Origin of the sequence: Nocardia sp. NPDC057668 (assembly GCF_042799795.1) — a bacterium.
Classification (GTDB): Bacteria; Actinomycetota; Actinomycetes; order Mycobacteriales; family Mycobacteriaceae; genus Nocardia.
Genome location: NZ_JBHVIC010000001.1, coordinates 320,087 through 343,985, shown reverse-complemented (window position 1 = coordinate 343,985; position 23,899 = coordinate 320,087). Strand labels below are relative to the sequence as shown.

Annotated in this window: 24 protein-coding genes; 8 read left to right on the top strand and 16 right to left on the bottom strand. The window is 69.4% G+C overall.

What is annotated here, in order from left to right; genetic code table 11:
• Positions 1–3: 3 nt before the first annotated feature.
• Both ACFVBH_RS01675 and ACFVBH_RS01670 read right to left on the bottom strand, forming a co-directional pair.
• Positions 4–1,176 (bottom strand): thiolase family protein, encoded by a 1,173-nt coding sequence (locus ACFVBH_RS01675; protein WP_378998823.1) that lies wholly within the window; start codon positions 1,174–1,176, stop codon positions 4–6.
• Between the two features lie 347 nt (positions 1,177–1,523).
• Positions 1,524–2,687, bottom strand: coding sequence for an AMP-binding protein (locus ACFVBH_RS01670; RefSeq protein ID WP_378998821.1), 1,164 nt, complete (start codon positions 2,685–2,687; stop codon positions 1,524–1,526).
• A 707-nt stretch (positions 2,688–3,394) separates the two neighbouring features.
• On the opposite strand from ACFVBH_RS01670, the gene ACFVBH_RS01665 reads away from it, so the two are divergent.
• Entirely contained in the window at positions 3,395–3,544 is a 150-nt protein-coding gene (locus tag ACFVBH_RS01665) for a hypothetical protein (RefSeq protein ID WP_378998819.1), read from the top strand.
• 262 nt (positions 3,545–3,806) lie between these two features.
• On the opposite strand, the gene ACFVBH_RS01660 is transcribed toward ACFVBH_RS01665, so the two are convergent.
• Positions 3,807–4,619 (bottom strand): hypothetical protein, encoded by an 813-nt coding sequence (locus tag ACFVBH_RS01660; RefSeq protein ID WP_378998816.1) that lies wholly within the window; start codon positions 4,617–4,619, stop codon positions 3,807–3,809.
• An 81-nt stretch (positions 4,620–4,700) separates the two neighbouring features.
• Positions 4,701–5,528 carry a DUF3097 domain-containing protein gene (locus tag ACFVBH_RS01655; protein WP_378998814.1) on the bottom strand — a complete coding sequence of 276 codons (828 nt, stop codon included), beginning with the start codon at positions 5,526–5,528 and terminating at the stop codon, positions 4,701–4,703.
• A gap of 281 nt (positions 5,529–5,809) precedes the next feature.
• Between ACFVBH_RS01655 and ACFVBH_RS01650 the strand changes: the two genes are divergently transcribed.
• Positions 5,810–6,241 carry an NfeD family protein gene (locus ACFVBH_RS01650; protein ID WP_354990717.1) on the top strand — a complete coding sequence of 144 codons (432 nt, stop codon included), beginning with the start codon at positions 5,810–5,812 and terminating at the stop codon, positions 6,239–6,241.
• Positions 6,242–7,549 carry an SPFH domain-containing protein gene (locus ACFVBH_RS01645; RefSeq protein WP_354990716.1) on the top strand — a complete coding sequence of 436 codons (1,308 nt, stop codon included), beginning with the start codon at positions 6,242–6,244 and terminating at the stop codon, positions 7,547–7,549.
• 308 nt (positions 7,550–7,857) lie between these two features.
• Here ACFVBH_RS01645 and ACFVBH_RS01640 read toward each other — a convergent pair whose 3' ends face one another.
• From ACFVBH_RS01640 to ACFVBH_RS01615, 6 genes are all read right to left on the bottom strand, one after another.
• Positions 7,858–8,844 carry a TauD/TfdA dioxygenase family protein gene (locus ACFVBH_RS01640; RefSeq protein WP_378998811.1) on the bottom strand — a complete coding sequence of 329 codons (987 nt, stop codon included), beginning with the start codon at positions 8,842–8,844 and terminating at the stop codon, positions 7,858–7,860.
• Between the two features lie 63 nt (positions 8,845–8,907).
• On the bottom strand, positions 8,908–10,251 hold the full coding sequence (locus tag ACFVBH_RS01635; RefSeq protein ID WP_354990713.1) for an LLM class flavin-dependent oxidoreductase: 1,344 nt from the start codon (positions 10,249–10,251) through the stop codon (positions 8,908–8,910).
• Between the two features lie 38 nt (positions 10,252–10,289).
• Complete coding sequence (locus ACFVBH_RS01630; protein WP_378998809.1) at positions 10,290–11,177, bottom strand: ABC transporter permease; 888 nt, start codon at positions 11,175–11,177, stop codon at positions 10,290–10,292.
• Positions 11,170–12,006: an ABC transporter ATP-binding protein gene (locus ACFVBH_RS01625; RefSeq protein ID WP_354990711.1), complete on the bottom strand. Its 837-nt coding sequence runs from the start codon at positions 12,004–12,006 to the stop codon at positions 11,170–11,172. Before ACFVBH_RS01625 ends, ACFVBH_RS01630 begins: the two co-directional genes overlap by 8 nt.
• Positions 12,003–13,085, bottom strand: coding sequence for an ABC transporter substrate-binding protein (locus ACFVBH_RS01620; protein WP_354990710.1), 1,083 nt, complete (start codon positions 13,083–13,085; stop codon positions 12,003–12,005). The genes ACFVBH_RS01625 and ACFVBH_RS01620 overlap by 4 nt, the downstream gene beginning before the upstream one ends.
• A gap of 232 nt (positions 13,086–13,317) precedes the next feature.
• Complete coding sequence (locus ACFVBH_RS01615) at positions 13,318–14,124, bottom strand: helix-turn-helix domain-containing protein (protein WP_354990709.1); 807 nt, start codon at positions 14,122–14,124, stop codon at positions 13,318–13,320.
• Positions 14,125–14,609: 485 nt separating this feature from the next.
• Here ACFVBH_RS01615 and ACFVBH_RS01610 point away from each other — a divergent pair, with 485 nt between their 5' ends.
• Both ACFVBH_RS01610 and ACFVBH_RS01605 read left to right on the top strand, forming a co-directional pair.
• Positions 14,610–14,939, top strand: a complete 330-nt coding sequence (locus tag ACFVBH_RS01610; RefSeq protein WP_354990708.1) for a transglycosylase family protein — start codon at positions 14,610–14,612, stop codon at positions 14,937–14,939.
• A 213-nt stretch (positions 14,940–15,152) separates the two neighbouring features.
• A complete protein-coding gene (locus tag ACFVBH_RS01605; RefSeq protein WP_378998806.1) occupies positions 15,153–15,623 on the top strand; it encodes a flavodoxin family protein in 471 nt (156 codons plus the stop codon).
• Between the two features lie 51 nt (positions 15,624–15,674).
• Here ACFVBH_RS01605 and ACFVBH_RS01600 read toward each other — a convergent pair whose 3' ends face one another.
• The 3 genes from ACFVBH_RS01600 to ACFVBH_RS01590 all read right to left on the bottom strand — a co-directional run bounded on the left by ACFVBH_RS01600 (position 15,675) and on the right by ACFVBH_RS01590 (position 18,695).
• Positions 15,675–16,691 (bottom strand): ABC transporter substrate-binding protein, encoded by a 1,017-nt coding sequence (locus ACFVBH_RS01600; protein ID WP_378998804.1) that lies wholly within the window; start codon positions 16,689–16,691, stop codon positions 15,675–15,677.
• Between the two features lie 112 nt (positions 16,692–16,803).
• Positions 16,804–18,063 carry an MFS transporter gene (locus ACFVBH_RS01595; protein ID WP_378998802.1) on the bottom strand — a complete coding sequence of 420 codons (1,260 nt, stop codon included), beginning with the start codon at positions 18,061–18,063 and terminating at the stop codon, positions 16,804–16,806.
• A gap of 236 nt (positions 18,064–18,299) precedes the next feature.
• Entirely contained in the window at positions 18,300–18,695 is a 396-nt protein-coding gene (locus tag ACFVBH_RS01590) for a nuclear transport factor 2 family protein (protein WP_354990704.1), read from the bottom strand.
• A gap of 126 nt (positions 18,696–18,821) precedes the next feature.
• Between ACFVBH_RS01590 and ACFVBH_RS01585 the strand changes: the two genes are divergently transcribed.
• Positions 18,822–19,442, top strand: coding sequence for a TetR/AcrR family transcriptional regulator (locus ACFVBH_RS01585; RefSeq protein ID WP_378998799.1), 621 nt, complete (start codon positions 18,822–18,824; stop codon positions 19,440–19,442).
• 11 nt (positions 19,443–19,453) lie between these two features.
• Here ACFVBH_RS01585 and ACFVBH_RS01580 read toward each other — a convergent pair whose 3' ends face one another.
• Complete coding sequence (locus ACFVBH_RS01580; RefSeq protein WP_378998797.1) at positions 19,454–19,903, bottom strand: MarR family transcriptional regulator; 450 nt, start codon at positions 19,901–19,903, stop codon at positions 19,454–19,456.
• Between the two features lie 46 nt (positions 19,904–19,949).
• Here ACFVBH_RS01580 and ACFVBH_RS01575 point away from each other — a divergent pair, with 46 nt between their 5' ends.
• Entirely contained in the window at positions 19,950–20,816 is an 867-nt protein-coding gene (locus ACFVBH_RS01575) for an SDR family NAD(P)-dependent oxidoreductase (protein WP_354990701.1), read from the top strand.
• A 67-nt stretch (positions 20,817–20,883) separates the two neighbouring features.
• Here ACFVBH_RS01575 and ACFVBH_RS01570 read toward each other — a convergent pair whose 3' ends face one another.
• Positions 20,884–21,588, bottom strand: a complete 705-nt coding sequence (locus ACFVBH_RS01570) for a DNA polymerase beta superfamily protein (protein WP_378998794.1) — start codon at positions 21,586–21,588, stop codon at positions 20,884–20,886.
• 89 nt (positions 21,589–21,677) lie between these two features.
• Here ACFVBH_RS01570 and ACFVBH_RS01565 point away from each other — a divergent pair, with 89 nt between their 5' ends.
• Entirely contained in the window at positions 21,678–22,508 is an 831-nt protein-coding gene (locus tag ACFVBH_RS01565; protein WP_378998792.1) for an aminoglycoside adenylyltransferase domain-containing protein, read from the top strand.
• Here ACFVBH_RS01565 and ACFVBH_RS01560 read toward each other — a convergent pair.
• A complete protein-coding gene (locus ACFVBH_RS01560) occupies positions 22,478–23,845 on the bottom strand; it encodes a hypothetical protein (protein WP_378998790.1) in 1,368 nt (455 codons plus the stop codon). The two genes, ACFVBH_RS01565 and ACFVBH_RS01560, sit on opposite strands and share 31 nt — an antisense overlap.
• Between the last annotated feature and the right edge of the window lie 54 nt (positions 23,846–23,899).

Sequence of the window (23,899 nt, the reverse complement as noted above, 5' to 3'; positions counted from 1 at the left end):
GGCCTAGAGCGCCTCCAGGATCATGGCATTGGCCTGGCCGCCGGATTCGCACATGGTCTGCAGGCCGTAGCGCGCCCCGCGTGCGCGCAGCGCGTGCACCAGTGTGGCGGTGATGCGGACCCCGCTCGCGCCGAGGGGATGCCCGAGCGAGATCGCGCCGCCGTGCACGTTCACCCGGGCGAGATCGGCTCCCGTCTCGCGCGCCCACGCCAGCACGACGCCCGCGTACGCCTCGTTGACCTCCACCAGGTCGATGTCGTTCAGGCGCAATCCCGTTCGCTCGAGCACCTTCTCGGTGGCGGGCACCACGGCCGTCAGCATGAGGAACGGGTCGTCGCCGATGGCGATATGGCTGCGAATGCGAGCGAGCGGCGTGAGCCCGAGCCGGCGGGCGTGCTCGGTGGTGGTCACCATGACCGCGGCGCTGCCGTCGCCGAGCCGGCTCGCGTTGCCGGCGGTCACGTGCCAGCGGATCTCCGGGAATCGCCGGGCGACCGCCTCGTTGCGGAACGAGGGCGGCAGCGCGCTCAATTCCGCTGCGGTGCCGTCGAATCGGATGTTCTCGTCGACGGACAGGCCCAGGATGGGCGGGGTCGATTCGGCATCGAACAGGCCGTTCTTGCTCGCCTCGGCCGCGCGCCGGTGACTCTCGAGGGCGTAGTCGTCCAACTGGGCGCGGCCCAATCCCCATCGCGCGGTGATGAGTTCGGCGCTGATGCCCTGCCACGGCACGCCCTGCGGATAGCGTTCGAGGAACGCCGATCCGGTGAGATTGTCTGCATCCAGCAGACTGGTGCCCATGGGGATGCGGCTCACCGATTCCACCCCGGCGGCGATCACGACGTCGCAGTCGCCCGCGATCACCGCGTGCGCGGCGAAACGCAGCGCCTGCTGACTCGCGCTGCACTGGCGGTCGATCGTGCTGGCGGGCACCGACTCCGGGAACCCCGCGGCCAGCGCCGCGCGGCGGGTCACGTTGGTGGCCTGCTCACCGACCTGGCTCACCACCCCGCCGATGACCTCGTCGATCACCGCCGGGTCGACTCCCGTCCGCCCGGCCAGCGCCCGCAGACTGTGCGCCATCAGGTCGACCGGATGCACGCCCTCGAGCGCCCCGCCCGGCTTCCCGCGCCCGATCGGCGTCCGCACCGCCCCGACGATTACGGCGTCACGCACGACGCCGCTCGAGCCCGGCCGGGCTGGAAGGCCGTGTATGGGTGAGCCCGGCGGCATGGCGGAATGTGTCGGCCGGTTGGGCTGGAGGGAGATGTGTGTCGGCCGGTTGGGCCGGAGGGAGATGTGTGCCGGTCGGCTCGGCGGGAGGATGGTGGGGACCGACCGGCCGGGCCGCACGGCGGTGAGTGCCGGGTGCGGCAACCGGGTGGCGATGTGCGCGGGTGACTGCGGCGGGGTGGCTTAGCGGGCCGGCCGTGCGGTTGCGGGTGCTGGACGTCGCGGCCGAGTTGTCGCGTGCGCAGCTGGCTGGAGTCCGGGCTGCCGCGCCTCGGCGAGCACGGGTGGGCTCACGCACGGCGTGGACCGGCCGCGGCGGTCAGGCGGTCGCGCACGGCGCGGCGGTCGATCTTGGAGTTCGGGAGCAGCGGTAGGTCGGGGTCGACAACCAGGTGTTTGGGGACCGCGGCCCGGCCGAGTCGTTCGCGGACGACGGCGCGCAGGGCGTCGGGGTCCGGGGCCGAAACGGTCTGGCGGGGAACGACATACGCGGCGACCACCTCGCCCCACTCGCTGTCCGGGAGAGCCAGGACCACGGCGGTCTCCACCCAGGGCACTTCGCTGAGCTCGCGTTCGATCGCCACGGCCGACACCTTGACCCCGCCGGTGTTGATGAGGTCGTCGACGCGGCCGGTCGGGACGAGCCGCTCACCGTCCCAGTGGCCACGGTCGGCCGTGCGATACCAGTGCCGGTCGCCCTCGCGGTAGAAGCCGCCGCCGTCGGGATGATCCAGGTAGCCGTCGGCCAGCACCGGGCCGCCGATGTGGATGAGCCCGTCCACGATTCGCACCAGCACGCCGTCGAGCGGGCGACCGTCGTACACGCAGCCGCCGCAGGTCTCGGTCATGCCGTAGGTGACCACGGCTGTGGTCACCGCGCGCAACCGGCGTTCGGTGCCCGGGTCGAGTCGCGCCCCGCCGATCAGGACGGTGTCGAAGGTCGCGAGCGCCGCGCGGCCCTGAACGTCGGCGAGCAGCCGGGTGACCTGGGTGGGCACCAGCGAGGTGTATCGGCGGTCCCCGGTCATGCGGGCGGCGGACGCGGCGAAGGCGGCGCTGTCGAAATGCCCGTCCGGCAGTGTCGCGACCGCGGTGCCGCCCAGCGCCGCCCGCGAGATCACCTGGAACCCCGCGACGTACCCCGCGGGCAGGCAGAGCAGCCAGTCGCCGGGGCCGCCCAGGCGCGCGGCCGTGGCCCGGCTCGAGGCCAGTAGGGCGTTGCGGGACAACAGGGTTCGCTTCGGTTCGCCACTGGAACCCGAGGTGGACAGGACCGCCGCGGTGGTGGCCGGCACTTCGGCCGGAAGTGCCCGCGCCTGTTCGGCGTTCGTGACCGGAGCGATGGCCTCCGCGCCGGTGTGCGCGCGCTCGACCGCGTGGCGCAGGACCGTCACGGCGGCGGCGGGGTCGGCCGGCAGCAGGATCGGGCGCAGCGGGATCGCGGGCGCGGTCACGCGGCCGCCGGGTGGTCGGCGCCGGCGGGGATCGACCGCGGGTGAGGCAGTTCACTATTGGCTACCGAGGAGATTCGATGCCGAATGGAACCAAAGGGTGGTGTATACGATTCGACCTGGGAAATCATTGACCCTGCCCGACCTGCCGCCTGGGTGATAACCCAGCCTTCACTTGCTGGTCACCCGACCGGCAACCATTCAGCGGCACGCTATCGCCGCGCACGAAGCCTGTCAATCCACCCCGGGCCCGCCCGAAGTGGATTCGCCGAGACCACATTTGCGGGTAACCGCGCGGGCGGGTAGGAGGCCGGACTATCGCACCGGCGCGCTCGAGCGGGGTCGTGCCGCGCCCTGTACAGGAAAGATCGATCGCTGCCCCGGCCACCGTCGGTGCGCACCCTCTCGGCGCGCACGTCCAGCGCCGGGTGACGCGGGGGCCATCGCGGCGCGTCGTGCACGACACGCTGACCGGTCCGCCGTCCGCCCTGTGAACGTAACCACATCGCCCGGGCCGCCGAACTCGCTGTCCGCATCGGCCGTAACCCACCCATTCGGATCATCCGGCCGCACACCCCATCTCGCGCACGCTGGTCTGTTCTTGCCGCGCGGTTCGGTCTCCCTCGTCCCTGCCTCACACCGTGTGGGATGGGCGGTGTGACGACCCGGCCCTGATCGGCCGGCGGCAAGCGGCACGGGCGAACGTCGCCATGGCCGAAGCCGCGGAGTCGGGCCGGGAAAGCCTCGGGTACACCATGTTCGGCAAGGTCGTGGACGGCATTGCCGCGGTGGACGCATTCGAGGGTGTGCGCGCACCGGTTCCAAGGGCGGGCACCAGGATGTGCCGGCCGAAGGTGTGACCATCCTCTGCTGCCCCGCGGGTATCGGATCCGGACGGTGTCGATACCGCTCGTTCGAACCGGCGATCGGTGACCTTCTGGACCGGAGTGCCGCGGCGGGGCGGGCGGCACACGAATTCGACCACGCCGCCGTCGATTCTCACCTGAACCGTGGCGGCCGCGTGGCTGTGCGCCGCATCGAATCGAGCACCCCCGCAACGCCTCGGGGTTCGCCGGACCGGCTCACCCGCGAGTCCGCCGCGACGCCGGTATCGATCCCGGATCAATCCCGGGCGTGGACCGCGGCCAGGCGGGCCGCGCGGATCGCGTTCCACAGCGGGCGCAGCAGGGACTCCTGGGCGGCTATCGCCGTGCCGGAGACCGGGGCCGAGGCCGGAGCGCGTTCGGCGACGGTCAGGATCGCCGCCACCTGATCGGCGGTGTCGAGGATGCGGCGGGCACGCAGGGGGAGTGAGTCCGGATAGCCGTGCTGGGAGTAGGCGGCGAGCTCGTCCTCGATGAGATCGCGGGGGCTGGGTCCGTTCGAGTCCACGCGCGTGGTGTGCAGCTGTTGCAGCGCGTCCGCGGCGTCGCGAACGGCCTGGCGCATGGTGTATTCGGCCTCCCCGAGCGGCATCTCGGATTCGGTGGCGAAGGGGATGGGGGTGGCGTAGACCCGCCACTGCAGGGCGTCGTCGTCGGTCCAGACCGGGACCAGTCCGGTGCCCCGGGTGCCGGGCGCGCCGACGTACAGCCCCTCCCCGGCTTCGGTTGCCGCGGCGGCGAATTCGGTGCCCACCGGCAGTCCGCGCACGTCGCCGGGAATGGGCAGCACCAGCCGGACCTGTGCCTCGGGGGACGTGGTCGCCTCGCGAATGAGCTTGAGCAGCACCATGATCCCCGCACCGGGCGCGGTCTCGGTACTCTCGTCGTCGGCCCACGGTAACCCGGTGTGACCGCCGGTGACCGGGTCGCCCGCGGCCACGCTCTGTCGCGTGGCCCACACGCGCAGCGCGTCCAGCACATCGTCGGGCGCGCTGCGGCCGGCGACCCAGGAACCGGCCCACACGGTCAATGTGGCACTCGGGCTACTCATGCCTACGAGGATAACTGGCGGGCTACTACGGTTCGGTGCGGAAACCGATGTCCGGGTGCGCACGGATTTCGGCGCGGTGCGCTACTGCGGTTCGGTGACGAAATCGATGAGCCGTTCCACGGCCCCGATGAGCGGTGTCTCCAGATCCCGGAACGACTCGACCGCGTTGTAGACGCGCCGCCATCCCTCCTGCGGCGTACCCCAGCCGAGGCGGCGGCAGATGCCGGTCTTCCAATCCTCGCCGCGCGGCACCTCCGGCCAGGCCGCGATGCCGACCGCGGCGGGCCGGACCGCCTGCCACACATCGATGTAGGGGTGCCCGGTGACCAGCACGTGCGGTCCGAGTCCGGTGGTGAGCCCGGTCTCCTTGGAGCCGGTCACCAGGTGATCGACCAGAACCCCCACGCGCGCGCCCGGCCCGGGCCCGAACTCGGTGAGCCGCGCGGCCAGGTGGTCGAGCCCCTCGAGCTGCTCGACCACGACGCCCTCCACGCGCAGGTCGTGACCCCACACCCGCTCGACCAGGGCGGCATCGTGCACGCCCTCGACCCAGATACGGCTGGCCCGGGCCACCCGCGCCTTGTGATCGACCACCCGGGTGGACCCCGACGCCGAACGGGTGGGCTGTTTCGGCGCGGCGGCGACCGGGCGCACCAGGGTCACCGGCCGGCCGTCGATGAGGAAGGCCGCCTCGCGCATGGCGAACAACCGCACCCGCCGGGCACGGTCCTCGAGCTTGACGAAATCGCCGTCGTAGGTGCGGTCGAAACCCACTACCGCACCGCAGAATCCGGAGGCCGCGTCCTCCACCACCAGATCGCGTTCGGCCGCGACCTTCGGAATCTCACGCTTGCGGTTCCGTGCGTGCCCGCTGAAGATGTCACCGCCGTAGCTGTCGCGCCCGCTCATTCGATCGACGGTACCGGTGCCGCGGCGGCTGGGCGGTGCTGCGACACGGCGCGTTGCGGGGGTGAATCGGTCAAATCCGTTGTGACATAGCGGACAAGCATCGCGAGTCATGCCGAATCGGCATCGAATCGCGCTGCGGCGCAGCGCAAGTGCGCGGGCGCGGCGACTCGCGAAGATCGGCGCCGGGCGGCGGGCGCGACGTGTCCCGGGATCGAGGGTGCCCGGGGGTGCGAGGTTGTCGATCTCAGGCCACAGCGCGCCGGAAGGTTTAGTGTGGGTGTGTGGCCGCAATAGTGTGGCTGGTCGCGGGGCTCCTCCTCGCGGCGGCCGAAATGCTCATCGGTGAACTGACGCTGCTCATGCTGGGCGGCGCGGCGCTCGTCACGGCGGGGGTGAGCGCGGTGGCCGGGACGAGCATCGTGGTCGACGCCGTGATCTTCGGCGTCACCGCCGTCGCCCTGCTCCTGCTCGTCCGCCCGATGCTCTTGCGGCGCTACGCGAGTCCCCCCACCACGCCGACCGGCATGGACGCACTACCGGGGAAGTCCGCGAAGGTGCTCGAGACGGTGGACGAGCACGGCGGGCGAGTGAAATTGGACGGTGATGTCTGGAGCGCGCGTCCCTTCGACGCGCAGGAAAGCTATCCGGAAGGAACAACCGTCTATGTCATGCGGGTCGATGGCGCGCACGTCGTCGTTTGGAAGGGGCCGTAGATGGCTGTACTCATAGTCGCCCTGGTCTTGATCCTGCTGGTCGTGGTGGTGATCTTCAAATCGGTGGCGCTGGTGCCGCAGGCCGAGGCCGCCGTCATCGAACGGCTGGGCCGCTACTCGCGCACGGTCTCGGGCCAGCTCACGTTCCTGGTCCCGTTCGCCGATCGGGTCCGGGCCAAAGTGGATCTGCGCGAACGCGTGGTGTCCTTCCCACCGCAGCCGGTGATCACCCAGGACAACCTGACCGTGCAGATCGACTCGGTGGTCTACTTCCAGGTCACCAGTCCCCAGGCAGCGGTGTACGAGATCAGCAATTACATTGCCGCCGTTGAGCAATTGACCATCACCACCCTGCGCAACGTGGTCGGCGGCATGACCCTGGAGGAGACGCTCACCTCTCGCGATCAGATCAACAGTCAGCTGCGCGGGGTGCTGGACGAGGCCACCGGCCGCTGGGGTCTGCGCGTCTCGCGCGTCGAGCTCAAGGCCATCGATCCGCCGCCCTCGATCCAGGAGTCGATGGAGAAGCAGATGAAGGCCGATCGCGAGAAGCGCGCGATCATCCTGACCGCCGAGGGCCAGCGCGAGGCGTCGATCAAGACGGCCGAGGGCCAGAAACAGGCCGCGATCCTGTCCGCCGAGGGCTCCAAGCAGGCGTCGATCCTCTCGGCCGAGGGCGAGCGGCAATCGCGCATCCTGCGTGCCCAGGGTGAGCGCGCCGCCGCCTACCTGCAGGCCCAGGGCCAGGCCAAGGCCATCGAGAAGGTGTTCGCCGCGATCAAGAGCGGCAAACCCACCCCCGAGCTGCTGGCCTACCAGTACATGCAGACCCTGCCGCTGGTCGCCAAGGGCGACGCCAACAAGGTGTGGCTCGTCCCCAGCGATTTCGGCAAGGCCCTCGAGGGCTTCGCCCGCAACTTCGGCACCCAGGGCGAGGACGGCACCTTCCGCTATCAGCCGACCCCGGACGACACCGCCGCCGAACGCCCCGAGGACGATGCCGACGAGGTAGCCGACTGGTTCGACACCGCGACCGACCCGGCGGCCGAACGCGCGGTGCGCGCGGCCGAAGCCGATGCGCGGGCCCCGGCCGATCCCTCGGGATTGCCGTCGGCGCCACGTCCCCGGGCCGAGCAGCCGGTGTTCCCGGATCCGGAGGCGCTCGGGCAGCGCCAGGACGCGCCGCCCCAGCAACAGCCGCTGCGCGGTCCCGATCCCCAGCAGCAACCGCCGCGCCGCCCGGAACCCCCGCAGGGTGACGAGCGGTGGCAGCAACCCCCGCCCCCGGGCCGCCCCCTGGGCCGCTAGGTCGCGTCCTCGAGCTCCTGAGCCGCCACGTGATGGCGCCCGGGTGGCGATAGCGCGCTGCGTCGTTCGGATCGAACAACGCCGTCGATATCGTCAGCGGGTCGAAGGTCCGGTCACCCGCATAGCGGTTCTTGTCCACGGCGACCATGGCGCACCCTGTCCCGAACAGCGCGAGCATGGTCAGTATCCAGATGATTCGCCGTAGGCGGAGTGACCTGACGGCGGGCTCGGGAATTGGATCCAAACGCACGTGGTCCCGGCGCCGGACGACTCCGGTACCGGGACCACGGTTTTTCTCGGCCGGCGCGTCAAGCCGCGTCGTGCTCCGGCGCCCCCGCGTTGCCCACGAACTTCGCCCCGCTGATCGAGCGCGACGGCTCGCCGTCCACGCCGACCGGTACCTCACCTTCCAGGGTGGTCCGGTAGAGCACCCGGGTGACGTCGAGGTGGTTCAGGTCGCTGGGGGCCAGGTGCGCGGTCGCGCGGTTGTCCCAGAACGCGAGGCTGCCGCGCTCCCAGCGGAATCGGACGGTGTACGCGGGATCGGCCAGCTCCGCGTACAGCAGGTCCAGCAGCGCGTCACTCTGACGCGGGCTCAAACCCACGATGCGCGTGGTGAACCCGGGATTGACGAACAGAATCTTCTCCCCGGTCACCGGGTGCACCCGGACCACCGGATGCTCGGTCACCAGCGGGGCCTTGGCGACCTTCTTGGCGTAGTCGCTCTCGGAGTCCCAGGCCGGGTTCTTGCCGCCGAACCGGTGCCCGGCGCGCAGCCCGTCGAGCAGCTCCTTGAGCGAATCGGGCAGTCCGGCGTAGACGGCGGCCAGGTTCGTCCAGTGTGTGTCACCACCGCGTTCGGGGGCGATCTCCGCGCGCAGCAGTGACGCCGCGGGCGGATTGACGAGCGGGGAGACGTCGGTGTGCCAGTAGTTGGTGTAGCTGAATTTGCGCACCCCGAAACGCTTTTCGTACAGCCGGCTGTCCACGGCCAGGATCTCCGGGTACTCGGTCGGCGCGTCGTCGTCGTACGGGTGCGAGGGGGTGACCGCGCCGAACAGCCGCGAGAACGCGATCTGCTCGGCGTGCCCGATCTGCTGGTCGCGGAAGAACAGCACCTTGTACTCGTGCAGGGCCGCGGTGAGTTCGGCGACCTGGTCCGCGGTGAACTCCCCGCGCAGATCGACATCGGTGATCTCCGCGCCGATATGCCCGGCGACGGGAACGACGCGGAAGGACCCGGCGGATACGGTGACGCCGGTTTCGGTGACGGTGGGTTCGGAGACAGTGGTCATAATCGTGCCCTTCGTTCTCGAAAAAAGATGGGGGACATGCGTTGTGCGCATGCCCCCCGGTTACTAGGCGGTGGCCTGAATGTCGGTGCGAACCGCGAACTGGCTTTCCACAGGCTCGAGCCCGTAGTGCCCGCGCAGCGTGGTGGCGGTGTACTCGGTGCGGAAGAGCCCGCGCTCCTGCAGGATCGGCACCACCCGGTCCACGAAGTCCTCGAGCCCGCCCGGCAGGTACGGCGGCATGATGTTGAAGCCGTCCGCCGCGCCCTGCTCGTACCAGGTCTGCAGATCGTCCGCGATCTGCTCGGGTGTACCGGCCAGGGTCCGGTGCCCGCGCCCGCCGCCGAGTTTGCCGATGAGCTGGCGCACGGTCAGCTCCTCCTTCTCGGCGAGCTCCTTGACCAGCGTGAACCGGCTCTTGCCGCCCTCGATCTCGCTCTCGTCCGGCAGCGGCGGCAGCGGTGCGTCCAGCGCGTGTTCGGTGAGGTCGATGCCCAGCAGGGTGGAGAGCTGGCGCAGGGCGTAGTCGGGGGAGATGAGGTCCGTGAACTCCTGCTCGAGCGCCCGTGCCTCTTCCTCGGTGTCGGCGATGAACGGCACCAGCCCGGGCAGCACCTTGAGCTCGTCGGCCGAACGGCCGAACTTGGTCAGGCGCGCCTTGAGGTCGCGGTAGAAGGCCTGGCCTTCCTCGAGCGTGCGCTGCGCGGTGAACACCGCCTCGGCGTAGCGGGCGGCGAATTCCTTTCCGCTCTCCGAGGATCCGGCCTGCACCAGCAGCGGTCGCCCCTGCGGGCTGCGCGGGGAGTTCAACGGCCCGCGGACCTGGAACCGGTCCCCGCGATAGTCGATGGTGTGCACCTTGTCCGGGTCGGCGAACACCCCGGCCTCGGGATCGAGCACGATGGCCCCGTCCTCCCAGCTGTCCCACAGCTGGATGGCCACGTCCACGAACTCCTGGGCGCGCTCGTAGCGGCGAGCGTGCTCGGGAATCGAGTCGTAGCCGAAGTTGAACGCCTCCTCCTCGTTGCCCGAGGTGACGATGTTCCAGCCCGCCCGGCCGCCGCTGATGTGGTCCAGCGAGGCGAACTTGCGGGCCAGGTTGAACGGCTCGTTGTAGGTCGTGGAGGCGGTGGCGATCAGCCCGACGTGCTCGGTGGCGCTCGCGATGGCGGCCAGCAGCGTGACCGGCTCGAACACCGCCAGGGTGTTGCGCTTGATGCGCGGCCCCACGGCCAGCCCGTCGGCGAAGAACACCGAATCGAGCCTGCCGCGTTCGGCGATGCGGCCCAGTTCCTGGAAGTGCTTGACGTCCAGCACCTGATGCTCGGCGGTGCGCGGATGCCGCCAGGCGGCCTCGTGGTGACCGACGCCCATGAGGAAGGCATTGATGTGGAACGGCTTGCGGGACATGAAGAGTGTTCCTCCGGAAGAGTTTTCGACGGAAAGGGTCAGTGATCGGCCTGCACGCGCCAGCGTGAGAGCCTGCGCTCGAGCAGCACGATCAACCCGTTGAAGGTGAGACCGACCAGCGAGATGGCGACGATGCCGGCGTACATGGCCGGGATCTGGAAGTTCTGCTGCGCCGAGGTGATCAGGTAGCCCAGACCCGCTCGCGCCCCGACCATCTCGGCCGCGATGAGCACCAGGATCGAGGCCGAGGCGGCCATCCGGATACCGGTGAAGATGGCGGGCACCGCCGCGGGCAGCACCACCTTGGCGAACAGCGGAACCGGGGAGAACCCGAGCGAGACAGCGGATTTGATGAGCAGCGGATCGACCGTGCGCACGCCGCTGATGGTGTTGAGCAGAATCGGGAAGAAGCTGGCGTACACCACGAGCGCGACCTTGGAGGTCTCGCCGATGCCCAGGATGAGCACGAACACCGGCAGCAGCGCCAGGGCGGCGGTGTTGCGGAACAGCTCCAGGAACGGGCTCAAGAACTCCGCGACCGGGCGATACCAGGCGATGGCCACACCCACCGGCACCGCCGCGCCCAGCGCGATGGCGAAGCCGGCCAGCGAGCGCGACAGACTCGCGCTCACGTGCTCGGCCATCTGACCCGAGCGGATGAGCTCCTGACCCGCGTCGACCACGGTGGTGAACGGCGGCAGGAACACCGGGTCCACAATGCCGACCCGCGGCGCCACCTCCCAGAACACCAGGAACAGCGCGATGACGACGCTGGGCTTGAGCACCCGCCACAGCAGGTGGCCCGCGGTGCGGGCCAGGCGGATTCCGGTCTCCCGGCCGCTCGCGCGCGCCGGGGTCGCGGGCGGGGCGGCGGTGCCGGGCTCGAAGCGGACCGGGCTCTCGGCGATCTGTATCGCGCTAGACATGGGTGTTCCTCCGATCGGCGCCCGCCAGGGCGGCCTGCTCGAGATCCTGGGCCCGCGCGACCTCGTCGTGCAGGAGCGACCAGATGTGGTGCCGGACTTCGCGGAAGCGCTCGCTCGAACGCACGTCCGGATCGCCGTCCCGATCGAGGTCGATGTCGACCACGGCCTTGACCCGGCCGGGCCGGGAGGTGAGCACCGCGACCCGCTGCCCGAGGTACACGGCCTCGTCGATGCCGTGGGTGATGAACAGGATCGTCTTGCCGGTGGCCTTCCAGATGCGCAGCAGTTCGTCCTGCAGGGATTCACGGGTCTGCGCGTCCAGGGCCGCGAACGGTTCGTCCATGAGCAGCACCTCCGGATCGAAGGCGAGGCTGCGCGCGATGGCCACGCGCTGCTTCATGCCGCCGGACAGCTCGTGCGGATACCGGTCGCCGAACGCGCCGAGCCCGACCAGCTCGAGGTAGTGCTCGGCGATGGCACGGCGCTCCTTGCGTCGAATTCCCTTGGCTTCCAATCCGAATTCGATATTCGTGCGCGCGGTGCGCCACGGCAGCAGCGCGTACTGCTGGAAGACGATGCCCCGGTCCAGGCCCGGCCCGGCGATCGGCTTCCCGTCCAGCAGAATCTGCCCGGAGGTCGGCGTGGTCAGTCCGCCGAGCAGATCGAGCAGCGTCGACTTGCCCGAGCCGCTGGGCCCGACCAGGACCAGGAACTCCCCGTCCCGGACCTCGACGCTGATGTCCTCGAGCGCCGTGAACGACTCCCGTGTCCCGCGAATCGGGAATTCCTTTCGCACCTCGCTGAGTGCGAGCTTCACCGCCGTGCTCATTTCGCCGCCACCGCTTCGCCGCTCGGCCCGCCGGTGGCGGGGTAGGTGCCATTGCTGTACGGGTTGAACTCGTTGGTGAACAGGTCCTTGGCCGCGTACTTGTCCGCGGGCAGTTCGCCGTTGCGCACCAGCCAGTCCAGCCAGACCTGGAATTCGCGCTCCTCGACCACCGCGCCGGGCACCGGGATGCCCGAACTGCGCCAGTACTTCAGCAGTGCGACGTTCTCGTTGCGGCCGCGCTGGGAGATGATCGACTCGAACTTCTTCAGCACCTCGTCGCGCGGGGTGACCTGCAGCCAGCGGGTGGCGCGCGCGGTGCCCTGCACGAAGTCCGCGACTGCGTCCGAATGCTGTTCGGCGTAGTCCTTGCGGAAAACGTAAGTGCCGTAGTCGAACTGGCCGAACAGATCCTTGTCCGTGTACAGCGGGTGGATGCCGCCGCGCTCGAGCGCGTTGTCGCGGAAGATCGAGCCCAGGGCCGCGGCGTCGATCTGCCCGTTGCGCAGCGCCTCCTCGGTGTTGGCCGGCGGCAGCACGACCAGCTGTACCTGCTTGATCTCCGCCGCGCTCAGACCCTGCCGGTGCAGCCATTCCCGGGTAACGAATTCATGGTGTGCGCCAAGGGTATTGACGCCGACTTTCTTGCCGATGAGATCCCGCGCGGAGGTGATGCCGGAATCGTCCTTCACGAAATAGCCCGTGAAGGATTTGTCGTCGGCCCCGTACGACGACAGCACCGAGGTGACCGGCGCGCCGCCGGCGACGAGTTTGATGACCGCGCCGTTGAACGCGCTGCCGAATTCGATCTGCTTGGTCGCCGCGGCCTGGATATTGGCCGGACCGCTGGTGGTGTCGCCCTCCCAGTGCAGGCTGATCTTGTTGAAGTAGCCGAGATCGGCGGCCAGTTCGAACGGGGTCACCTGGCCGGTCTGGCCCTGGTACCGCAGCACCGTCTTACCGTCGGCGGTGGTGGCGGGTTCGGAGCTGCCGCAGGCGGTCACCGTCGCGAGAACGGCTGCCGCGGTGAGCGCGGCGGCCACGGTGCGCAGCACGCGCGGTGGTCGGAGCGATGAGAACATGGATGAATCTTTCGGTGAAATCGGCTGTCGCATGGCGGAGTACGGGCATGGCGATCAGGGCCGACAGGCACCGGGCGCGAGGCGCATGAGATCCACGGCCCGGCGGCGCGTGAGCGGGGTGTGCGAAGTCATTCCAGGCCCTTTGGGAGAGTGCGGAATCGGCAGATCGGAATGGAACTCATGGTGGCGGCGGGCCCGCCGGGGGAGCAACCGCCATTTCACGATGTGGAAATCAGCGTGATTCTAATTGCCGGTCGGAATCCATTGTGTCGCCGCCATTTTGGAAAAGCGGTCCGATCCGCCCGGCCGCGATGCGCATGGCGGGGACGATGCTGCGCACCAGATCGGCGTCCAGGCGGGCCGAGCGCGCCTGCACCGCGAGCGCACCGTGCACCCGGCGGTCGGAGCCGACGATGGGCACCGCGATGGCGCGGATGGGGTCGGCGGTGTCCAGGATCTCCGAGGCGAACCCGGTGCGCCGGACCCGGTCCAGATCCGAGTGCAGCAGCGTCGGGCGCTGCCGATCCCGCCGTCGCGACTCCTGTTCGGCGGCGCGCTCCTGTTCGGCGACCGTGCCGGTGGGCGCGTAGGCCAGCAGCGCGTGTCCCACCGCGCTCGCGCGCAGCGGCTGGCGAGCCCGGGGTACCTGGTTGTTGCAGAAGAGCACGGGCGGGCGGGCCTGGAAGACGGTGACGGCGTCGCGGTCCTCGGCCACGCTCACACTCACGGTGATGCGGATGCCGGCGGCCAGGGCGTACAGGTGCGGCGCCGCCGACTCGAGGCCGAGGCGAGCCAGCGCGGGCCGGGCCAGCGCGGCCAGGCCCTGGCCGACCCGGTAGCGGTCGGTCGTGGGGTCCTGTTCGAGCAGGCGGCCGCGCACCAGCGCCTGGGCGAGCCGGTGCGAGGTGCTCACGGGCAGATCCGCCAGGGCGGCCAGCTCGCTGAGCGAGAGCTCTGGATCGTCGCCCTCGAAGCAGTTCAGGACCTGTACGGCACGGTCGACTGCGCGGGCGCCGGAGCGCGGTTCCTCGGGGCTCATGCTTCCTCCTGCGAGACCGAAACGGTGTCCCCAGCACTATTTACATGCTTCTGACCGGGGGCAATGGTTCCGTGCAGCCGGATTCCAGCAGGTCGGAAAGGGTATGGAACTCCCCGATAAAGCGACCGATCGTCCGAAAATATTTTTCATTACGCGATCGGCATCACGATTTTCGAGTGGTCTCCGTCACAAATTCTGCGGTGAATACAACGCGTGTAATTAATGCCGCGTCCGAATTGCGCTGCGAAAATGCCGTGAGTTCGTCCGAGATCTATTTGTCAACCCGTCGTGATCACCCCGTGATTAGTCGTGATTGTTCCGTTACGGTCGTTCTCGGCTCGGATCAACGCCAAGCCCGAACTCGAACCGCCGAACATCGGCAACCCCGTCCCGCGGTTCGCAGTGCCATCGACTTCCCTGGGGACGGGGACCCGCAGCACAAGCTCGGAGCGCGGGCCGGATGGGCGCAGGCCAGGAATCCCCCTATGACTCGTAAGTTCAGCACCCGCATGCTCGTCGCCACCGCCGCCACCGGCATCCTCGCCGCCGTTCCGTTCGCGGTCGGCACCTCGACCGCCTCCGCGGCCTCGGGCAACTGGGACGCCGTCGCACAGTGCGAGAGCAGCGGCAACTGGGCCGCCAACACGGGCAACGGCTTCTACGGCGGCCTGCAGTTCACCCAGAGCACCTGGAACGCCTACGGCGGCGCGGGCAATGCCGCCAACGCCAGCCGCGAAGAGCAGATCCGCGTCGCGGAGAACGTGCTCGCGGGCCAGGGCGTCGGCGCCTGGCCGCACTGCGGCGCCTACCTCTAACGAGGCGCCCGCCGGGCCTCCGACGAGGCTTTCGCCGGGCTCTGCCCGGCCCCCGAACATCGATGACCCCGTACCGCAACGTCGCGGTACGGGGTCATCGCCGTCTCGGGCCGGGGTTGTGCCCGCGCTCGAACTGCTGAACGGTGGAGGGGAGCTTCGACCACGAAGTTCGCTGTATCGCAGGCACGTTCGAGACAGTTGGAGGGGAAACACTTGAAGGCCATCATCGTGTGCACGTCGGTCTCACACGGAAACACCGGCAGGGTCGCCGCCGTCCTCGGGGAGGTGCTGGACGCCCGCGTGGTCGCGCCCGGCGACATCGACGCGGCAGAACTGGCGGATCACGACCTCGTGGGCTTCGGCTCGGGCATCTTCCTGGGGTCGTTCCACGCCGACCTGCGCGGCTTCATCGACACCCTGCCGCAGCGGCCGGGCCGCGCGTTCGTCTTCGCCACCAGCGGGTTCGCCGACGCCGGGCCGCAGCGCTTCTCCCGGCCGCTGGTCCGGCAGCTCGAGGGCAGGGGATTCGAGGTGCTCGACACGTTCTCGTGCCGGGCGTTCGACACGTATCTGCCGTTCAAGCTGGTGGGCGGGATTCGTAAGGGCCGTCCCGACGCCGCGGACCTCGCGGCGGCTCGCACGTTCGCCGAGGGACTGCGCGCGCGGGTGAACGCGCCGTCCTGACACGAGATCGGGCCCCGCGGCGTACCGCGGGGCCCGATGGTGCGCCGCGTACTACTTCGGGGCGTTCGGGTTGTACTTGTTGGTGTAGAGCTTCGCGACGTCGAGTGCGCCGGTGACCGCGCCGGTGTCGCGGAGCCACGGCTCCCAGCGCTGGAAGTCGATGTCGGAGATCACGCCGTTGGCCGACGGGACGCCCACGGACTGCCAGTACTTCACCGAGGACGCGTCCTCGCCGGAACGCTTGCGGTCGTTGATGATCCGGGTGAACGTGTCGATCACCTGCTCGCGGGGCGTGGTCTTCTGCCACTCGATCGCCTTGGCGATGCCGCCGACGAACGCCTCCACCACCTCAGGGTTCTTGGCCAGGAAGTCGTTGCGGAAGACGTACTGGCCGCCGTTGAACGGGCCGAACTGCTCGTAATCGGTGAAGACCGGGCGCAATCCGCCGTTCGAGAGCGCGCGCTGCTGGAACTGCCCGCTCAGGCCCGCGACGTCGATCTGTCCGCGCCGCACCGCGTCCTCGGTGTTCGGGGGCGGCAGCACCACCAGCTGCACCGACCGGATCTGCTCCTCGCTCAGGCCGTTCTTCTTCAGCGCCGTGTGCACGTCCGCCTCGGCCTGCCCGCCGAGGGTGTTCACGCCGATCTTCCTGCCCAGCAAGTCATTCGGGGTCCGGATGGGGCTGTTCTCGGGAACGTAGAAACCGGTGAAGGTCTTCTCGTCCGAGCCGTAGTAGTTGATCACCGCGGTGATCCCGGCGCCGGCCTGGGCGAGTTTGGCCACCGCGCCGCCGAACGCGCCGCCGAAATCGACCTGGCCGGTCGCGGCGGACTGCACGTCCTGCGGACCGCTGATCGTGTTGCCCTGCCACTCCAGCTTGACCTTGCCGTCGAAGAAGCCGAGATTCTCGGCCAATTCGGGAATGGTGACCTGTGAGGCCCAGCCCTGGTAACGCAGCACCGGCACGCCGCCGGATTCGCGGAGATCCTCTCCGCCGCAAGCGGTCAGCAGCATCGAGACCGTCGCCGCGACCAGCGCGCTCGCAAAGAATCTATTGCGGGCTCTCATGGTGAAACCTTCCCTCGGTAATTCCGCAGCGCGCATTCGCAGTGCGTTGAAAAGAGATTCGAGCACTCGCGATCGCCAGTCGATGGTTGGCATCGCGGAGATTTCAAGAACGTCATGCTGTTCCGCCGACGGCGCCGAACTGTTCGCCGGGAGTTCGCGCCGCCCGTCGCGGCCACGGAATATAGACGGGTATATAGCGCGCCATCGCCACCGCGCCCAGCATCGAAATCGCACTGATCGAGAGCACCGCCACCGCCAATGGCGCGACGGCGACCAATCCGCTGATCGCCAAGGGCCCCACGAAGAATCCGCAATCGTGTGTGAGCCGCCAGGCCGCGAGGAATTCGGCGCGGGTCGCGGCCGGGGCGACGTCCGCGCCGATGGTCATGATGACCCCGTTGCCGATGCCGTTGCCCACGCCCATGACGACCGCGGCCAGGGTCAGGGTGAGCGCGGTGCCGGTGAACGGCACCGCGAGATAGCCCAGGCCCAGGATCACCAGCGACGGCACCGCGATGAAGCGGCGGCCGTAGCGATCCATCAAATGCCCCGCGGGATAGGCGCACAGCACGTCCAGGCCCGCGCCGATGCCGTAGATGAGGCTCGCGGTTGCCGCGGTGGTGCCCAGGTGATCGGCCCACAGCGGCAGCACCGCCTCCCGCGAGGCCCGCGCCGCGCCCATCAGCAGTGAGCCGGTCCCCAGGGTGAGCAGCAGCGTGCGGTGCGCGCGCCCGATGCCGAGCAGCGACAGCGGCGGCTGCGCGGCATCGCGGCTCGTCCCCGAGTCCGGGTCCGGCAGGCGCGCCATCAGGTATCCCGCCAGCGCGATGGCCACGAGCTGCACCACGAACCCGCCCCGGGTGCCCACCCCGAAGATCACCGCCGCGCCCAGGAACGGCCCGATGAAGAACCCCAGCCGCATGGCCCCGCCGAACAGGGACATCGCCCGCGCCCGGCGGTCGAACGGAATCACCTCGGACAGATAGCTCATGCGCGCCAGGCCCCAGATGGCATTGGACAACCCGACCACGATGAGCCCCGCGCACAGCACCGGCACACTCGGCGCGAGCAGACACAGCAGCACCCCGAGCACCCCCGCGGTACTCGCCCCGACGATCGAAAGCCGTTCCCCGAGACGGGAAACGACCTGCCCCGCCGGGATGTCCCCGATGATCTGACCGAGCCCGACCAGCGCGACGGTCAACCCCGCCACCGCGGGCGAGGCGCCCAGATCCAGTGCGGTCAGGGTCATGACCGGCGCCGCGGCTCCCATTCCGACCCCGTATGCCGCGGCGGGCACGTACACGGTGAACAACAGCGGCCGTAGCGAACTCACCTCGACCGGCTTCTCTTCCTGCGGGCAGGAAGTCACGCGACAACTCGACTACTGGCCGACACGACCCTCACGACCTTCGCACCTCGGACGACAACAACATCGATCCACTCTGCGAACCGGTCCGGGCCGAATCAACACTCTTTCCACAGTGTGGAAATCACGCTGATCGCAATCCCGTGGGCGTTCTGTCCCGAAACGGGAACGGCGACCGGGCATCGCGGCGGCGTGCGCCCGCGTGCCCGATCGCCGTCCGATCGGCCTTCGGGGACCGGTCAGGAGACCTCGGCGGGCGTCGCGAGCGCGGCCTGCATGGCTACGCCGTCGACGTACGAGTGCTTCTCCAGGACCGCGCCGTCGCGAACCACCACGAAGTCCGCGAGGTCGACATCGACCGGCGAGCCGGTGACCGAGGTGCCGGTCAGTTTCCACTGGACCACCCAGAAGTCCGCGCCGACGCGCAGGTTGACCTGCGTGAAGGTGAGGTCGGGGACCAGTGCGAAGGTGCCCGCGGCCGAGGCTCGGATCTCCGCGCGGCCGCGGGCGGGTTCGCTGCCCGAGTGCAGGTGGAAAATCGAATCGGGAGTGTGCATTTCGGCGATACGGTCCGGGTCGTGATCGGCCCAGCACGCGTGGTAACGCTCGAACAGTTCCTTGGTGGCATCGGACATGATGTGACGTCCTTCTAAGATACAAACAGGATGACTGTATGTTCCCGGACGGCGCGGGGGCCGGTCAAGGGCCGCGAGCCTTGCGTCGAAACGGGATTCGGGCTTGCCCTAGACTTCGACGTCGCCATGAACCCTGACCGCCGCACCCAAGCCGAACGCTCGGCCGCCACCCGCGAGGCCGTGGTTCGCGCTGCCCGGGAGTTGTTCGGGCAGCACGGATACGGGGCGGTGAGCACCGTGGCGGTCGCCGAGGCGGCGGGGGTCAGCCGGGGTGCGCTCTATCACCAATTCAGCGAGAAGCGTGAGCTTTTCGAGGCGGTCTTCGAGGATCTCGAACGAGATCTGGTCCAGGTGATCGGCGCCGCGGTGGGCCGCGCGCGGGCGGCCGATCCGCTGGCCGGGCTCATCGTGGGGTGTCTGGCGTGGCTGGAGGCCTCCACCGCCCCCGAGGTGCGCCGCATCGCGCTGCTGGACGGGCCCGCGGTGCTGGGCTGGAAACTGTGGCGCGAGATCGAATTACGGCACACCATCGGACTGGTGGAGAACGCGCTGGCCGGAGCCATGGCGGCGGGGCGGGTGCGCCGCCAGCCCGTGCAGCCGCTGGCGCTGATCATCGTGGGCGCGCTGGACGAGGCGGCGCAGTGCCTGGCCAACTCCGATGACATCGAGGCCGATACCCCGGCGATTCGCTCGGTGATCGAACAGCTGATCTCGGGGCTCGCGCTCGAGGTGCACCGGGACATGTGAGTCCGCGCGGATCAGGAGTCGTCGCGGGATTCGGGGCCGGCTCCGCCGATCAGCCCCGCCAGCTCGTCCAGCAGTTCCACGATGCGTTTCTGTTGCGCCGGAGCCAGTTTCGGCAGTTCGGCGGCCAATGCGGCGTCGATCGGCTCGCGGCCGCGTGTCTTGAACACCTCGGTGAAGATCACCGGATCCACGCTGACCAGTACCCGGCGGCCGTCGGCCGGGTCGGGGGCGGTGCGCAGCAGGCCGTGCTCGCGATGGCGCGCCACGATCCGCGAGACCAGGCTCTGCACGATGGCGGTTCGCTCGGTGATGTCGCGGATCGAGGAATCGGGGTGCAGCGCAACGTCTTCGATCACCGCGTACTCGCTCGGGGGAAAGCGCCGCTTACCCGTCGAGCCGGTCGCGGTGAAAGCGATGGAACGCAGGCGTCGCGCGATGAGGTGCAGGTTGGCGGCGTCCATGCCCGCCAATTTACATCACTAGTTATATAACTTAGCATTCATCACTATGTATGGATTCGGTGAGCTCGCCACCCTGATCAAGCACGGTCTCGACACCCAGGTGAACGTGGATCGGCTGCGCCGCCGGCACACGCTCGAGGATCGGGTGGCGGGCCGGACCGTGCTCATCACCGGCGCGTCCTCGGGCATCGGGCGGGCCGCGGCCATTCGGATCGGGGCGGCGGGCGCGACAGTGGCGCTCGTCGCGCGCCGGGAGGCCGAACTGCTGGAGGTGGCCGCGCTGATCGAGAGTCAGGGCGGCAAGGCGGCCGTATATCCGTGTGACCTAGGTGATTTCGACGCCCTCGATGCGATGGCCGCGCAGGTGCTGGCCGATCACGGGGGAGTGGACATCCTGGTCAACAATGCCGGGCGGTCCATTCGGCGTCGGCTCGACGAGTCGTACGACCGGTTCCACGACTACGAGCGCACCATGCGGCTCAACTATTTCGCCCCGACCCGGCTCATGCTCGCGCTGCTGCCCGGCATGCGCGAACGCCGGTCGGGGCAGGTCGTGAGCGTGCTGTCGGTGGCGAACCTGTTCGGCGGAGCGGGGTACGGCGCGTACGTGGCCTCCAAGGCGGCCCTGGATTCGCTGACCTCGAACCTGCAGGTCGAAACCCTCACCGAGAACGTGCGTTTCACCTCGGTCTACATGCCGCTGGTCCGCACGCCGATGATCGCGCCCAACCCGCTCTATCAGAACGCGCTCGCCCTGACCCCGGAGCAGGGTGCACAGGTCATCTGTGATGCGATCATCGACCGCCCGCGCCGGCTCGGGCCGTTGCTGGGGCGGATCACCTCGTTCCTGGACAGCGTCACCCCGCATCGGACGGACGCGATGCGCAGCAGGCATTTCCAGCGCGGCATGTGAGGCCCTACCCGGCGCGGTGCGACCGCGCCGGGCGTGCGCAGGCGGTGCTGCGCGGTGTCCGTCCTGCTCAGCCGGGCCGGGCGTCCAGATGCGCCCGGCGGACCCGCTGCAGGAAGTCCTCCAGCGGGGCCTCGTCCGGGCGTTCGGGCAACGCCGAGACGGCGCTGTCGAACTTCTCCTCGTACTCGGCCAGCAGTGCCTTGGCGGCGGCGTCCCCGGACTCGTCCAGCATCTGCCTGCCGAATTCGAAATACGGTTCCGGATCCGGCAGCCGGACGGGCAGCACGCCTGTGGTGTACAGCTCGTAGCCCTGCCACAGCAGCCTGCGGCAGTGCCGGGCGTGCTTGGCCAGCCGCTTGTCACCCAGTCCCTGGGTCTCGCGCCGATGGAGCATGCGCCGGAACTGCGCCATGGCGTACCCGAAGTAGGCGTGCCGAACCCGTTGCGCGGAAAGGAAACTCGACCGCAATTCCACCAACTCGGTCCCGAACTCGGTGGCGACGATGTAGTCGTCCAGCCACAGCACCTCGGTCACCGTCGGGTTGCACGCCAGGATCAACCCCATCGCCTTGCCGACCTCGTGATAGGTGGCGTCCGCGCCGTCCCGCCCCTGCCGCGTGCCCCGGTCCCGCGTGGGCGGATGCAACCCCAGAAACGTCCGCGTCGGCTCGACGTAGACACCGAGGTAGTCGACGTCACTGTCCGGGGTGTTCAACCCGTACGCGAACGACCCGACCACACCCTCCAGCATCAGGTCACTCGGCTCACCCATCACACACACCCTCCCGGTCGATTGCCCCGAGTATCGCCGCTGACCTCGCGAACCGACACCGAATATCCGCGTGCGGCAGACTCGGACCCATGCCGGTTCCCCCGATCGTCCTGGACTCCGTCACCACTTTCCTCGCCCTGGCCGACAGTGAACTGCCCGTGTCGATCGAGGGCCTGTATCTGGAAGGCTCTGTGGCGCTGGACGATTTCCAGCCCGATGCCAGCGATATCGACTTCGTTGCGGTGACCTCCGAGCCGCTCGACGCCGAGGCGACCGCGGCGCTGGCGGCGATCCACGCTCGCCTCCGGCAGCTGCGGAAGCGGCCGTTCTTCGACGGGATCTACCTCACCTGGGGCGATCTCGCGGCCGGCGCGGACGCTGCCGTCTGCGGACCGGTGAGCCTCGAAGGCGTCCTGCGGGTGAATGCCGCTGCGGGCAAAGGCAATCCGGTCACATGGCAGACGCTCGCCGATCACGGTGTCGTGCTGCGCGGCCCCGCGATCGGCGACTTCGACCTCCGGACCGATCCCGCGGTCCTGGCCGCCCGGCAGAACGCGAATCTCGACGAGTACTGGACCGTGGGGCTCGACCGGGCGGATCGGTTGTTCAGCGCCCGGGGCGCGGGACTACTCGCCGACTACGGCACGGTGTGGACCGTGACCGGCATCGCGCGCCTGCACCACACCATCGCGACCGGTGGGATCACCTCGAAAAGCGGTGCCGCCGAATACATCGCGCGGGCGTTTCCCGATCGGTGGCATCGGGTCGCCGCGGAAGCCTTGCGGCTGCGGCGGGGGAACTCGGCGCGGTCGCTGTACCGGAATCGGCCGGCGCGCAGGCGGGATGTGCTCGAGTTCGGGCGGATGGCCGTCGCGGACGCGCATCGGATCTACGCGGAGCTGTCCGCGGATTCGGGATGAAGCTCGAGGGCGGGGGCGGGTTTGCGCCACCGGTACAGGAGGTGGATGCCGGCCGCGCAGCCGATCGCTATCGCCAGGGAGGCCCAGCCGGCGGCCGGCTCGGGGGTGATGGTCGAGAGGCGATACCACTGGGGGGAGTAACTGACCCGGCCGAAGGAACGGCCGCGCAGACCGGCCGAAGCGGCGGGGACGAACAGCACCGCGATCGCGACTATCGCGCTGGTGGCCCGGGTGGGGAGCGCGGAGGTCAGGTTGTAGCCGCCGATCAGGCCGATGGCCACCACGCCGAAAACCGCCCCGGGAACGCTCGCGCCTACGGTCAGGGCCAGCACCGCCGCCACCGCCGAGAGTGCGCCCGAAGCGGCGACGCCCAGGTAGGGGCGCGGGTGACGCCATCCGGCCAGCAGACCCACTGCGGTCGCCGCCACGATCAGCGGGTCGGCCCACCACGGGCGCGGCAGGGTGATCACCGCGCTGGCGGCGGTGGAGAAGGCGACCATGAGCAGGACCAGGACGCCGTCGCGTCCGGGCAGCAGCAACGCCGCGAGCATCGCTCCGATGATCACCAGCGCCACCGCCATGACGATCACCGTGGTGCGATGACCGGCATCGGCCAGCCAGCGCGAGGCGATCGCGATCGTCAGCACCACGACCACGCTCGAGATGATCGGCGCCAGCGGCGAGATGAGCACCGGGCCGGGTAGCGGCGTCAGATGACCGCGGATCAGCACCGTCGCCGCGATCAGCGCCAGCGACAGCACGATCAGCCACAGCGGCGGCGCGCCCCCGAGCATGCCCTCGAACTCGTCGGCGGGACCGGTGACCGCGGGCGACTGCACCAGATCGCCCATGATGTTCGACGCCAGACAACCGAACAGATACGCGCCCGCGGTGATCGCCTGCTGCCACACCACGGGCAACAGCGAGCCGAGAATCACTCCCGCCCACAGGGAGTCGATGAAATTGAAGGTGGTCAGCGAATCGATGTCGACCCACGGCAGGCCCGCGTGATTGACGAGAATGCCGAGCATGGCCACCGTGGTGGCGGCCCAGGCGGTGCGGCTGCTGCTCAGGCTGACGATCGCGGCCGTGGCCAGCACCGCCACGACCGCGCCGGCCTCCATCGCGCGCGGCACGCTGCGGATCATGAGGTCGACCTGCTGGGGTTGAGCGTCGAACCAGCCCGTGCTGATGGGCATCATGATCGCCAGTCCGGCGGTGCTGGCGGCGGTGCAGACCGCCGCCATGCGGATCAGGTCGCGCCAGCCGCCCGCGCTCACCCAGGCGGCGAAGTCGGCGAGGCGGGGGCTACCCGCGCGAATCCCGGCTGAACTCACCGGCTCGCGCGTGGTCGGGGCTGGAGGTCGGCAACCATGATGTGCCACGGTAGC

Excerpts from the sequence above, each read along its gene's own strand:
- ACFVBH_RS01660 (WP_378998816.1), bottom strand. The coding sequence starts at position 4,619 with ATGAGTAGCCCGAGTGCCACATTGACCGTGTGGGCCGGTTCCTGGGTC.
- ACFVBH_RS01565 (WP_378998792.1), top strand. The coding sequence starts at position 21,678 with ATGCCGGTTCCCCCGATCGTCCTGGACTCCGTCACCACTTTCCTCGCC.
- ACFVBH_RS01600 (WP_378998804.1), bottom strand. The coding sequence starts at position 16,691 with ATGAGAGCCCGCAATAGATTCTTTGCGAGCGCGCTGGTCGCGGCGACG.
- ACFVBH_RS01570 (WP_378998794.1), bottom strand. The coding sequence starts at position 21,588 with ATGGGTGAGCCGAGTGACCTGATGCTGGAGGGTGTGGTCGGGTCGTTC.
- ACFVBH_RS01625 (WP_354990711.1), bottom strand. The coding sequence starts at position 12,006 with ATGAGCACGGCGGTGAAGCTCGCACTCAGCGAGGTGCGAAAGGAATTC.
- ACFVBH_RS01640 (WP_378998811.1), bottom strand. The coding sequence starts at position 8,844 with ATGACCACTGTCTCCGAACCCACCGTCACCGAAACCGGCGTCACCGTA.
- ACFVBH_RS01665 (WP_378998819.1), top strand. The coding sequence starts at position 3,395 with ATGGCCGAAGCCGCGGAGTCGGGCCGGGAAAGCCTCGGGTACACCATG.
- ACFVBH_RS01615 (WP_354990709.1), bottom strand. The coding sequence starts at position 14,124 with ATGAGCCCCGAGGAACCGCGCTCCGGCGCCCGCGCAGTCGACCGTGCC.
- ACFVBH_RS01610 (WP_354990708.1), top strand. The coding sequence starts at position 14,610 with ATGACTCGTAAGTTCAGCACCCGCATGCTCGTCGCCACCGCCGCCACC.
- ACFVBH_RS01585 (WP_378998799.1), top strand. The coding sequence starts at position 18,822 with ATGAACCCTGACCGCCGCACCCAAGCCGAACGCTCGGCCGCCACCCGC.
- ACFVBH_RS01630 (WP_378998809.1), bottom strand. The coding sequence starts at position 11,177 with ATGTCTAGCGCGATACAGATCGCCGAGAGCCCGGTCCGCTTCGAGCCC.
- ACFVBH_RS01635 (WP_354990713.1), bottom strand. The coding sequence starts at position 10,251 with ATGTCCCGCAAGCCGTTCCACATCAATGCCTTCCTCATGGGCGTCGGT.
- ACFVBH_RS01620 (WP_354990710.1), bottom strand. The coding sequence starts at position 13,085 with ATGTTCTCATCGCTCCGACCACCGCGCGTGCTGCGCACCGTGGCCGCC.
- ACFVBH_RS01655 (WP_378998814.1), bottom strand. The coding sequence starts at position 5,528 with ATGAGCGGGCGCGACAGCTACGGCGGTGACATCTTCAGCGGGCACGCA.
- ACFVBH_RS01590 (WP_354990704.1), bottom strand. The coding sequence starts at position 18,695 with ATGTCCGATGCCACCAAGGAACTGTTCGAGCGTTACCACGCGTGCTGG.
- ACFVBH_RS01580 (WP_378998797.1), bottom strand. The coding sequence starts at position 19,903 with ATGGACGCCGCCAACCTGCACCTCATCGCGCGACGCCTGCGTTCCATC.
- ACFVBH_RS01575 (WP_354990701.1), top strand. The coding sequence starts at position 19,950 with ATGTATGGATTCGGTGAGCTCGCCACCCTGATCAAGCACGGTCTCGAC.
- ACFVBH_RS01645 (WP_354990716.1), top strand. The coding sequence starts at position 6,242 with ATGGCTGTACTCATAGTCGCCCTGGTCTTGATCCTGCTGGTCGTGGTG.